At 53.9% G+C, this 11,213-nt stretch carries 9 protein-coding genes and 1 pseudogene; 7 read left to right on the top strand and 3 right to left on the bottom strand.

Annotated elements, in window-relative coordinates:
• Nucleotides 1-82: 82 nt before the first annotated feature.
• From yfiR to yfiB, 3 genes are read left to right on the top strand one after another with little or no spacing between them, the layout of a single operon-like run.
• Nucleotides 83-658, top strand: coding sequence for a regulatory sequestration protein YfiR (gene yfiR / locus ACS5Q8_RS24470; RefSeq protein WP_247404246.1), 576 nt, complete (start codon nt 83-85; stop codon nt 656-658).
• Nucleotides 655-1,917, top strand: coding sequence for a diguanylate cyclase DgcN/YfiN (gene dgcN, locus ACS5Q8_RS24465; protein WP_247404242.1), 1,263 nt, complete (start codon nt 655-657; stop codon nt 1,915-1,917). Before yfiR ends, dgcN begins: the two co-directional genes overlap by 4 nt.
• 4 nt (nt 1,918-1,921) lie before the next feature.
• The gene (yfiB, locus tag ACS5Q8_RS24460; protein WP_443700901.1) at nt 1,922-2,413 is read left to right on the top strand and encodes an outer membrane lipoprotein YfiB; all 492 of its coding nucleotides are present in this window, start codon (nt 1,922-1,924) and stop codon (nt 2,411-2,413) included.
• 144 nt (nt 2,414-2,557) lie between these two features.
• On the opposite strand, the gene ACS5Q8_RS24455 is transcribed toward yfiB, so the two are convergent.
• Together ACS5Q8_RS24455 and ACS5Q8_RS24450 are read right to left on the bottom strand one after the other, a co-directional pair.
• The gene (locus ACS5Q8_RS24455) at nt 2,558-2,848 is read right to left on the bottom strand and encodes a DUF3077 domain-containing protein (RefSeq protein WP_247404237.1); all 291 of its coding nucleotides are present in this window, start codon (nt 2,846-2,848) and stop codon (nt 2,558-2,560) included.
• 314 nt (nt 2,849-3,162) lie between these two features.
• Nucleotides 3,163-3,303 (bottom strand): annotated as a pseudogene (locus ACS5Q8_RS24450) (LysR family transcriptional regulator); the annotation flags it as partial.
• Between the two features lie 40 nt (nt 3,304-3,343).
• Between ACS5Q8_RS24450 and ACS5Q8_RS24445 the strand changes: the two are divergent.
• The 4 genes from ACS5Q8_RS24445 (at nt 3,344) to ACS5Q8_RS24430 (ending at nt 10,117) form a co-directional block, all read left to right on the top strand.
• Nucleotides 3,344-4,852, top strand: a complete 1,509-nt coding sequence (locus ACS5Q8_RS24445) for a tyrosine-type recombinase/integrase (RefSeq protein ID WP_465159520.1) — start codon at nt 3,344-3,346, stop codon at nt 4,850-4,852.
• Nucleotides 4,845-5,393 carry a hypothetical protein gene (locus ACS5Q8_RS24440; RefSeq protein ID WP_465159519.1) on the top strand — a complete coding sequence of 183 codons (549 nt, stop codon included), beginning with the start codon at nt 4,845-4,847 and terminating at the stop codon, nt 5,391-5,393. The genes ACS5Q8_RS24445 and ACS5Q8_RS24440 overlap by 8 nt, the downstream gene beginning before the upstream one ends.
• A gap of 98 nt (nt 5,394-5,491) precedes the next feature.
• Nucleotides 5,492-6,619: an AlbA family DNA-binding domain-containing protein gene (locus ACS5Q8_RS24435; protein WP_465159518.1), complete on the top strand. Its 1,128-nt coding sequence runs from the start codon at nt 5,492-5,494 to the stop codon at nt 6,617-6,619.
• An 804-nt stretch (nt 6,620-7,423) separates the two neighbouring features.
• A complete protein-coding gene (locus tag ACS5Q8_RS24430) occupies nt 7,424-10,117 on the top strand; it encodes a DNA-directed RNA polymerase (protein WP_465159517.1) in 2,694 nt (897 codons plus the stop codon).
• Between the two features lie 36 nt (nt 10,118-10,153).
• Here ACS5Q8_RS24430 and ACS5Q8_RS24425 read toward each other — a convergent pair whose 3' ends face one another.
• Nucleotides 10,154-11,122: a DUF2971 domain-containing protein gene (locus ACS5Q8_RS24425; protein WP_465159516.1), complete on the bottom strand. Its 969-nt coding sequence runs from the start codon at nt 11,120-11,122 to the stop codon at nt 10,154-10,156.
• Nucleotides 11,123-11,213: the final 91 nt, after the last annotated feature.

Raw genomic sequence — 11,213 nt, 5'->3', positions numbered from 1 at the left:
TGAGGCGTTGCCTCGTGGGGCTTTCCGCCGCTGTGCTATCGTTGCGGCATCACCCCTCGCTAACATCTAAGAGAGTCGCTGCATGAACGTGGCTGTCTCGCCCACAGGGTATCGCTTGAGCTGGAGACGCGTGTTACTGATGGCGGTACTCTGGCTGCTCGCGGTGCGTGCTTTTGCCGAGACGGCCAGCCCCGTCGGCATGGCCGATTCCCGTGCCCAGGCGGTGACCCAGGTGGTGCTGGGCATCCTCAGTTATGCGCGCTGGCCAGTGGAACCGACGCAATTGCGCCTGTGCATCGTCGGGCCGACCCAGTACACCGACGATTTGGTCAAAGGCACCACTCAGGCCACCGGTCGCCCGGTGGTGGTGCAGCGCCTGCTGGCCGACAACCCCGATATCGTCAATGCCTGCGACGCCGTGTACATCGGCGAACTCAGTGTCGATGAGCGCAGCCGTTTGTTTGCTTCATTGATGGGCCACCCGGTGCTGAGCATCAGCGAAGGCGGCGGCCAATGCACCGTCGGCAGCCTGTTTTGCCTGCGCGTGGGCGATGAGCAGGTGTCGTTCGAGGTCAACCTCGACTCCGTGGCCCGCAGCGGCGTGCGCATTCACCCCAGCGTGTTGCAGCTGTCGCGCCGTCGAGCGCCGACGCCATGAGCAACGAAAACGTGCGACCGACGCTGCGCTCGGTCATCGGTCGCGGGCACTTGATCCTGGCGCTGGTGGCGGTGACGCTGGCCAGTGTGTCCCTGACCCTGCTCGGGGTGCTGGCGTTGCGCGTCTACGCGGAGCACAACCTGGACCTGATCGCGCGTTCCATCAATTACACCGTGGAAGCGGCGGTGGTGTTCAACGACCGTGCGGCGGCCACCGAGGCTCTTAGCCTGATCGCCGCCACCGAAGAAGTGGCCGAGGCCCAAGTCTTCGATGCCAACGGCCAGCTGTTGGCGCAGTGGCTACGGCCGGAAACCGGGATGCTGTCCCGGGTCGAACTGCAATTGGCCCACTCCCTGCTCGAACAGCCGATCAGCCAGCCGATCGTTCACCAGGGGCGCACCATCGGCAGCATTCACCTGACGGGTCACGGCGCCAGTCTGTTGCGCTTTTTGCTCAGCGGCCTGGCCGGGATTCTGATCTGCACCGCCCTCAGCGCCTGGGTCGGCCTGTATTTGGCGCGGCGCCTGTTGCGCGGGATTACCGGGCCGTTGCATAGCCTCGCGACGGTGGCCCATGCCGCGCGCGTCGAACGCGACTTTGACCGCCGCGTGCCACCGGCACAAATCGCCGAACTCGACAGCCTGGGCAACGACTTCAATGCCCTGCTGGAAGAAATGCAAGCCTGGCAAAACCACCTGCAAAGCGAAAACGAAAGCCTTACCCACCAGGCCAACCACGACAGCCTGACCGGCCTGCCCAACCGCGCGTTCTTCGAAGGCCGTTTGATCCGTGCCCTGCGCTGCGCCGCCAAGGCCAACGAGCGGGTGGCGGTGCTGTTCCTCGACAGTGACCGCTTCAAAGACATCAACGACAACTACGGTCACGCCGCCGGCGACGCAGTGCTGGTGGCCGTTGCCACCCGCGTGCGTGCGCAATTGCGCGAAGATGACCTGGTGGCACGCCTGGGCGGCGACGAGTTCGCCATCCTGCTGTCGCCGCTGCACAAGGTTGAAGATGCCCAGCGCATCGCCGACAAAATCATTGCCAGCATGGACGTGCCGATCCCGGTGCCGGGCAACACCGAAGTGTTAACCTCCCTGAGCATCGGCATCGCCATCTACCCCGATCATGGCGCCACCCCCGGCGCCCTGCTCAACGCCGCCGATGCGGCGATGTACCAGGCCAAACGGTTGTCACTGGGCGGCCAGCAAACGGCGGAGACGGAGCTCCCTGTCGTCAACGTTCACCACAGGAGTTGATCCCTTGTTCTTGACCGCACGCGTTGTGTTTATCACCTTATTCGTGGCCCTGTTGGCCCTGAGCGGCTGCCAGACCGCGCCCCCCAAAGGCCTGAGCCCGGCGCAAGTCGCGGTCCTCAAGCAACAAGGCTTCGAACCGACCGACGACGGCTGGGCGTTCGGCCTGTCGGGCAAAGTACTGTTCGGCAGCGACGTAGAAAGCCTCAACGCCCCCAGCACGGAAATCGTCGAGCGCATCGGCAAGGCGTTGCTGGGCGTGGGCATCGACCGCGTGCGCATTGACGGCCACACCGACACCTCGGGTAAAGAGAGCTATAACCAGCAACTGTCCCTGCGCCGCGCCAAAAGCGTCGCCACGGTGCTGACCCACGTGGGGATGAAAGAACAAAACATCCAACTGCGCGGCCTGGGCAGCGGCCAGCCGGTGACCGCCAACGACACCGCCGCAGGGCGCACCGAGAATCGGCGAGTGTCGATTGTGGTGAGTGCCGACTAAGCGACTTCACCCGTTCCAATATATGAAATGCAATCAAATGTGGGAGGGGGCTTGCCCCCGATGGCGGTGTGTCATCCAGTAGATGTGTTGGCTGTCACACTGCTATCGGGAGCAAGCCCCCTCCCACATTTGTACCGTGTTCGCTTAACCGCTCGGCGTCAGCGCCTGCGTCAAGTCATCCACCACCGCCTTGCCCATCTCACACAGATAATGCGCCGCCCAGGCGTATTGCTCGCCGCGCACATCCATGGCGGCTTCCATCGCGAGTTTCTTGGCGTAGTAAAGCAGGGTAGAGGCGTGCTCCAGCGCTTCGCCGAGCGGCATGCCCGCGTTGACGCGGAACAGTGGCTTTTCGTTTTCGCCGTAGTCGCCGAAGGTGACGACGCCGAGGGTGGTGAAGGACGAAAGCGGTGGATCGGGGACGATTTTGGTCATGATCTATACCTGGGAGTTTTAGGAACCACCCGTTCATGTCGCTAAACATGAAAGGGTGGCAGCTGTACGCAGGTTAGCGAACCGGACCCAGGACCCGGCAGACCCGAAGATCTCCCACGCACAGCCGCCATAACACGAGAACGAAGAGCACGAAGCTCCTGCCGTTGGGGGCTGTGTCCGGGTTCGGGTCGCTAAACCCGTTCGCTGATTTCAGCGAAGTACGGAGGCTAGTGACTCGAACCCTAAGGCGTAATAGGCTGGAGATTCTCTAGGAATCGTCCTGCAATTTAAAGCGAATCGTCGTTGCTGGCCCTTTAATCCGCAAACCGCATCTCCCGCGTCTCCCCCATCAACAACCCCCGATTCTGCTCCGTCACCTCGCGTATGTAGTCCCACAACAACGTAATCCGCTTCAACTTCCGCAGATCCTCCCGGCAATACATCCAAAACTGCCGCACTTAAGGGTTAACCCAATGAATACAGGGGCTAACCACCATGAAGCTGATCATAAACCCTACTTTTGTTACAAACCCTGTACCAAGTGTTGTACCAAAGACCAAGCTTGCCCGTCCCTATCTGTACAGGAGGGAGGGGGTTTACTATGTGCGTTTCCGCGAGACTGGCAGTGCCATTAAGACCTCTTCAGTCTCCCTCAAGACAACGCAACGCAAGGCAGCTATGGACGCTACACGACGCCTCTCAGAGACCCTGAAGGCCTTCCACTTGGATAACCCTGATGCATCCTGGCAGGAGCTGAGAGAACACCTTTTGTGGGTTGCTGAGGGTCTCCTATCAACGGCTCATGATGTCCACTCACTGAGTCTGTGGGGCGACCTCTACGAGGACGTAGGGACGAATCTCTCTGAGATCGCAGCTACTCACCGCTTGAGTCTCATTCAGCACGAACACCTTGCCAATTCTAAGCAAGTGATGATTGCTACACAGGCACGGCTACAGGGCGATTCGGTGCCCTTAGTGAACCTCATTAAGAACCTTGAAGGCCCGCTGAATGGCTCTCAGGGTGTTGCGGAGACGCATGGGGCCACTGTCATGCCTAAAGCGCTGAAGGGGCCTGCGTTAACGTTTGGGGTGCTTTCAGAGATGTACTTGAGAGAGCGCGGAGCGGAACAGAAACCCACCACCTTGAGTACTACCAAGTTTACGCATGGTGTTCTTAGTGAGTTGTTAGGAACGCTCGACCTTCGGGCACACACGAGGGCTGACCTTGTGGGCCTTAGAGATGCCTTGGTGACGACTCGCAAGCCTTCAACGGTCAATCAGATGCTCATGAAGCTTTCTGCTGTCCTGAACTGGGCTGTTGAGAACGGTCACCTCGAAAAGTCATACGACAAGAAACTGAAGTTCACTAAGGGCCTTGAGTCGACCCGCAAGGCATTCTCACAGGTTCAGGTAGGTAAGCTGGTTGCTTACTCGAACACACTCCCTGAGACCTCGTGGAAGCGCTGGTTGCTAAGCCTGGGTGCAATCACTGGCGGACGTCTCAATGAAATCTCTCAGTTGACGGTAGAGGATGTCGTGACCTTTGAGGACACACGGATAACTGCTATCCATATCAACGAGGTGGGCGAAGGAAAATCAATCAAGAACAAGCGCAGTAAGCGTTTAGTACCGCTCACAGACGGGGCTTACGGCTTCGACCTCGCGGCCTTCCTGCGGTACGTAGAGTCGTGCAGGCTCTCAGGTGCTGATGCACTGGCCCAGATCGCGTATAGACCCGCTGGAGAATGGGCTAATCAGACAGCGATCCCTGAGGCTCTCGGTGACTCCTATGAGCGGGGCTTGGTGTTTCACTCTTTTAGGCACTCATTGGCGTCTCTGATGCAAGAGCGCGGCGTTCCCACCACTCATGCCCAGGCCGTAATGGGCCACGCTACAGGAACAATAACCTTTGATGTCTACGGCTCAGGGGTTCCCGTTGAAGTTCTTGCCGAGTTGCTTAAGGGGATCTTTGCGACTGATCTTGGCTACGAAAATTATGGATGACCAAAAGACACCGCCCGGTAATCGGGTAACGCAGCTCAGTTTTTCTCTTGTTACTCAGCAGTTCAGTAACGGTGAAGTCGTCTATCGACCAGAGCGCCGCGAGTATGTTTTAGGTATCAATGCATCTGGGGAGGATGTTTTAAGTCTTTGGTGTGAGATTGCTGGGGAGTACATGACCGTTACCAAGGTTGTGGCGCCGCTCGGGTCTCAGATCGACTTACTGAGGGCTGGTCAAGAAATCATTGCGTGGGTAAAAACTACTGGGCCACGCCGAAAAGTTAAGAAGGGCTCTTACACGGCCCCGCCCGATGAGCTTGAAGCTGCTGAATGTGCAGAGGCTAACAAAATACTGTTGCGCATGTGGAACCACGTAGAAAGTATGAAACAGCGGCGGGTAATTTATAAGATTTCGGAGGTGACTGGACCGATAGAGTGGACCGCTTACACCCCAAAGACGGAGATGCCCAAGGCGCTTAAAACTGGGAACGACGGCGTAGTAAAAAGTACATCTAAACGATCTACTGGGAAGAAAGGTTCTTAGTGTTCTGTTCGCTCATGACTCTTACGTGAACCACACTTCAGCTTCCGCCAAATCCCGTAGGGAGGGGCGCTCTTTAGATATTGAATAATAGGTGATACATGGATGACGACACGTTAATACAAGAGCTGCTTTATCGAGGTGAAGGACCAACGCTTGACTACAAGGTTAAGCAGTATCCCTTCTCGGGTGCTGATGATGGGCAAAAATCGGAATTGTTAAAGGACATTTTGGCCTTTTCCAATGCGTGGCGTTCAGAGGTGGCTTACATCCTTATCGGGGTGGAAAACGATACGGGAAAATTAGTAGAGCTTGATGTGGATATTGACGACTCGCGCTTGCAAGAGTTTGTGAATAGCAAAACAAATCATCCTGTGGATTTTTCTTATAGATCTTTGAGTTATGAAGGAGTGAGACTCGGCCTCTACACTATTGCTGTACAGGATCGGCCTATTTTTGTTAGGCGGCAGTACGGCAGAGTAGCGCCTAATACCGTATATGTTCGTCGTGGATCAGCTACGGCTATTGCAGATCCCTCTGAGATAGCAAAGATGGGTTTTTCAAAGGTCACACAGGCGGTTGCGCATGCTCCGAAGTTAGTAGTAAGGGTAGTGTGTCCCGAATCAGGCGTTACAGATAACTTATCAATAAAATATACTCAGTATGCCCTGCTTCCTAAGTATGAAGACTATTCTATTTTGAATGAGCGTGGGGTTGTTCATCGTATGATAGTTGCTATGTCAAACGTTGACTTCTATCGGCAGTTAGCAGCCTATCTACAAGAGTCATCTGGGAGAATGCCCTTTGTGCTTGAGATCAGCAATGAGGGGGATCATTTTGCAGATGATATTCAAGTTTTTATGAATTTTCCTGCCGCTCCCTTATTCGCGTTTAAGAGTGAGCATGATTTGTTAGAAAGGCCTAAGAAAGAAAACAATATAAGTATTTTTGATCGCGGGCTATTGCTTGCAAATGCTAAGCTTGCAAAGTATTTAATAAAGGCTTCGGAGTTTGAGATATCCTTGAAGTTTAATGTGGGGAAACTACAGGCGGGTGAGACGCGACGGACGCCTAAAATATTTATGATAAACCCTCCTGTTGCGCTTGCAGAGTTAACCGGGCGTATTTTGTCTGATCAACTGCGGAGCCCTGTCGTATTTAGTATTCCTACGAAAATAGAAGTTACACCTAAGGTTCTAACCATGGCGGTGATGCAAAAGCCATCGTGACATATTGACCAGACACCTGTGAGACCACTCAATATGACGCCGTGGTGGTCTTCAATATATTAGACCACCATTACCTCAGGGTGGATGCAAGGCAGAATCTCAGCTATCCACAGGACATTCAAACGGCCCTTTCGGTTTACCGCCTTCGCCAGTCAGCAGCCACCAGCGATACGATGGATACACACGCCCCAAGATCTCTATCTCTTCCAACCCCATTCTTGCCCGACCGCGCTTCACATTCTGCCAGCGTACATACGGAACATCCCCAGCGGCTGCAAGGTCGCTCAATTGCGCTCGTCCCAGTAGCAGTGCAGCGCGCTCAGCAATATCCATAAATTCCCTTCAAAAAGCAGTTGGTTTGTGTAAATAGTACATGTACTCTGTACATATTGCGATTGAAAACAGGCCTCGTAATCCCATGCTATCACAGCCATCAACGCGAGCAGCAGCCTGCTCCCAGCTCGGAAGGATACCCCAAATGCCCACAGTAGAAGCTTGCTCACACAACACTCCTACCTACGCCATGCGGTCCTATCGCTGCGCAGCAATCACTGAACTCGGTTTGGTCTTTCGTGGTTACGGGCTCATCTGCGGGTTATATCGAAGGTTTGCAACACCCCCACCTAATTAAAAGCCCTCACTACAAGCAGCCCTGCTGTTCCCACTCTATGAGCCTTTAACTTAGAGACTTCTTTAAGTCCCCTCTAAGGACCCTTTACGCCCTAAATTCTGTAAATCACCCAACTAACTAACCAACTTCTTCATAACTTTGTTGGAGGCCCAAGTGGCCTCTAAGGGATTCTTGTGTCCGCAGAAAGCCAAACCATCCAACTAACCAAGCATGACTTTAGCGCAATCACTGATGTTTCATCCTGGGCCTATGAGACCCTTTCTAATATCTACGGGCCAGACCTTGCAGCGGCTCAGTTAAGTCTTGAACATGAAGCCTATACGCTGGGTGAGGATCACTTTAAGAAAGTCCTTGAGCGTTCTATTGATCGCAATGAGTTCGCTGACAACGCCACAGCTAAGCCTGTGCTGGCCTCACTGATTCCCCTGATGGCTAAGGCGTTCGAAGACTGGGTTGAGCATCAAGTGACTAAGGTGAAGCGAAAGAACATTGGCTTGCCTTATCTTCAACTGGTTAAAGCGGAGAACGTCGCGGCAATCACCGTCAAGACTGTTCTAAATATGGTCGCCAAGAAAGGCCCGCTGAGTGTTCAGCAGGTTTCAGTATCCCTCGGTAAGGCGGTTGAGGAAGAGGCCAGATTTGGCCGTATCCGCGAGCAGGAGGCGGAACACTTCAACAAGCGTATCCGCCCAGCACTCAACAAGCGCAACGGCCACACCTACAAAGTTAAGTTCATGGAGAAGGTCGAGGCTCACATGATGGCCGCTAATGAGCTGACCACTAAGTGGACCTCCTGGGACTCACTGGACAACTACGTCACCTTTCATATTGGCGTGAAGCTCCTGGAGCTGCTCATTGAGTCGACTCAGTTGGTCGAGATGAAGCGGGAACACGCAGGCAACGCAAAGTTAGACGGCGAGTTCATCTACTTGACCCCTGAGTGGGCCGAAAAGCTATGCAATCGTGCATATGCGCTGGCCGAGATTACTCCGCGTTACCAACCAATGATCGTACCGCCGCGCGAGTGGACCGGAATGATTGGTGGTGGCTACTGGGCGAAGGGGCGTAAGCCTGTGCCGTTGATTCGGGTCCGCTCAAAGAAGGCTCTACAGCGCTACAAGGACGTATCGATGCCTGAGGTCTACAAGGCCGTTAACATCGCCCAGGCTTCCGCGTGGAAGGTGAACGCAAAGGTTCTCGAAGTCGCCAAGGAGGTGATGCAGTGGAAGCACGTTCCAATCGACAAGTTTCCTACCGCTGACAAGGAAGCCTTGCCGGTCAAGCCCGCAGACATTGAGGAAGACCCCGAGGTCCTTAAGGCCTGGAAGAAAGCCGCATCGACTGTGTACCGCAAGGACCGGGCCCGAGTGAGCCGCCGTCTGTCCTATGAGTTCATCGTAGAGCAGGCCACAAAGTTCGCTGAGTACGAGGCCATTTACTTCCCGTACAACCTCGATTGGCGCGGTCGTGTTTACGCCATCCCTTCGTTCAATCCACAAGGCAACGATCTAACCAAGGGTCTCCTAATGGCTTCCATTGCGGAGCCTGTAGGCAAGGACGGCATTGAGTGGCTGAAGATTCACGGAGCCAACTGCGCAGGGGTCGATAAGGTCGACTTCAGTCAGCGCAAGCAGTGGGTAGAGGACAACGAAGAGCTGATCCTTGAGATTGCTCGGGACCCACTGGGCCAGCCTGAGTGGACCAAGATGGATAGCCCTTTCTGCTTCCTGGCGTTCTGCTTCGAGTGGGCCGGTGTGGTTGAACACGGTGAGCTGTGGGAGTCGGCACTGCCTATCGCATTCGATGGGTCTTGCTCTGGTATTCAGCACTTCTCCGCGATGCTCAGAGACGAGCGGGGCGGTCGTGCTGTGAACTTGTTGCCTTCGGATGAGGTGCAGGACATCTACCGCTTGGTTGCTGAGGAAGTCATTGAGGCGGTCAAACGGGACATGCTTGAAGGCACGGAAGACAGCACCGAAGTGGTGACGAACAAGAAGACCGGTGAGATTACAGAACGCCGCGTGTTGGGTACTCGCTCAATGGCCGCTGGTTGGATGGGCTACGGGATCAGCCGGAAGGTGACTAAGCGTTCCGTAATGACTCTGGCGTATGGCTCCAAGGCTTTTGGGTTCACCGACCAAGTACGCGAAGACATCATCCAGCCAGCTCTTGACGCTGGTGACGGTGAACAGTGGTTCCCTGATGCACAGCAATGTGCCCGGTATATGGCGAACCTCATTTGGGATTCTGTGAGCTTGGTCGTAGTGAAGGCCGTTGAGGCCATGTTGTGGCTCCAAAAGGCTGCAAAGCTGCTGGCTACTGAAGTGACCGCCACCAAGCGGACAAAAAAGAATCCTGAGCCTGAAGTCTTGAAGCCGTGCATGCCTGTGTACTGGGTGACGCCTGACGGGTTCCCTGTGTGGCAGGAATACATGGTGCCTGTGCAACGCCGGGTCGACCTGATCTTCCTGGGTGCTGCTCGCTTGCGCTCAACGATCAACGTTCGGGATTCCAACGAAATCGACGGGGCCAAACAGGAGTCGGGTATCTCTCCGAACTTCGTACACAGTCAAGACGGGTCGCACCTGCGTAAGACAGTCGTTAAGGCTTCCGAGTGCTACGGCGTGGAGTTCTTCGCGTTGATCCATGACAGCTTCGGGACCATCCCAGCGAAGGCCGGGGCGATGTTCAAAGCAGTGCGCGAAACGATGGTTGAGACGTACACCGAGAACGATGTCTTGGACGACTTCCGGGAACAGTTTATGGAGCAGCTCCACGAGACCCAGCTTGAAAAGATGCCAGCGATTCCCGGTAAAGGGTCCTTGGACATCACGAAGATCCTTGAGAGCCAGTTTGCGTTCGCTTGAGTATGTTTAGTGCGTCATCACTCGATACAGTATTAGTCATGGCACGTAGGGCACAGGAAGCATTTTAAATTCACTTTGTGAAAGTTTCATTTGGAAGACAGGTAGCTGTTTTAGATTTGCTTCTTTGTAGATTTTTTCAGCGTCTTTTTCCTCTATCTTTGAACCCAAATAAACAGCTTTGAGGGGGGCGCGAAAATTCTGTGGGGGCGAAGTTGGGCTGTCGGGAATTATTATGCGCCATTCCCGTTCGTACTCCCAGTCTTTTGCCTTGTGTAGAGAAGCAATGATCGCAACCATGTTATTGAAGGACTTTTCAGGAGAGCCCATGTGGACAAGCAAGTTTGACGCATCGTAAATGTGTTCGCTATAAATCACCGGCCATAGGCAGCGGCCCATAAGGTCCTCTACTGGAAGTGAGCTGAAGTCATACTCCATAGCAAAGCCTTTGTGCTGACTACCGTAGTGTCCCCACATTAAAAGGGAATCGAGCCTCTCGCTAAGAGAACATATTTTATACATGTTTTGCATTTTTGAATTAAGGTTGGATATCAGCTCTAAGCTCGTTTTTTCTTTTAGCGCGCGAAATGACTCGGCGAGTTTTTGAATGCCTTCTGTAGAAGGGTTTGAAGGGTCTGGGAACTTATCAAAATAGAATTCTAATAAGGCTTTCAAGGGGTCTTCAGTGCGGTATATAAAATCGATTTCGACGGCTGTTAGTGATGTGCCGGTTATTAGTTGTTGGGCTAATTGGCTTGTGTAGCTTTTGCCAAAGTAAGGGTCGAAGAGCATTGTAGAGTCATAGGGGTCGTTAAATTTAGATGCGAAAGTGCAATGCAAAGAGCTGTCTCGCAGGTTATTTATGGCGAAATCATTAGCTTCTCTGTATTTGAATAGTTTTTTTGGGGTGTTATTTTTCTTTATCTGGATGGCGCCGTCTATGTCGATCTCCTCCAGGCAAGAAGTGAAAAATTTAGACTTAACCTCTTCTATCCAGTCAGTAGTCATCTACCACGTCCACATTTTAAATGTTCGTTGCGGCTTGATTTAGCGTTTAATCAGCCGTCCTCAGTATAGTAAACCATAATCATTGTGGCCA

This window comes from Pseudomonas sp. PAMC25584 (assembly GCF_058135675.1).
The sequence above is the reverse complement of the archived record's forward strand: the minus strand, read 5'-3'. Positions and strand labels throughout refer to the sequence as shown.

Excerpts from the sequence above, each read along its gene's own strand:
- dgcN (WP_247404242.1), top strand. The coding sequence starts at position 655 with ATGAGCAACGAAAACGTGCGACCGACGCTGCGCTCGGTCATCGGTCGC.
- ACS5Q8_RS24425 (WP_465159516.1), bottom strand. The coding sequence starts at position 11,122 with ATGACTACTGACTGGATAGAAGAGGTTAAGTCTAAATTTTTCACTTCT.
- yfiR (WP_247404246.1), top strand. The coding sequence starts at position 83 with ATGAACGTGGCTGTCTCGCCCACAGGGTATCGCTTGAGCTGGAGACGC.
- ACS5Q8_RS24435 (WP_465159518.1), top strand. The coding sequence starts at position 5,492 with ATGGATGACGACACGTTAATACAAGAGCTGCTTTATCGAGGTGAAGGA.
- ACS5Q8_RS24445 (WP_465159520.1), top strand. The coding sequence starts at position 3,344 with ATGAAGCTGATCATAAACCCTACTTTTGTTACAAACCCTGTACCAAGT.
- ACS5Q8_RS24440 (WP_465159519.1), top strand. The coding sequence starts at position 4,845 with ATGGATGACCAAAAGACACCGCCCGGTAATCGGGTAACGCAGCTCAGT.
- ACS5Q8_RS24455 (WP_247404237.1), bottom strand. The coding sequence starts at position 2,848 with ATGACCAAAATCGTCCCCGATCCACCGCTTTCGTCCTTCACCACCCTC.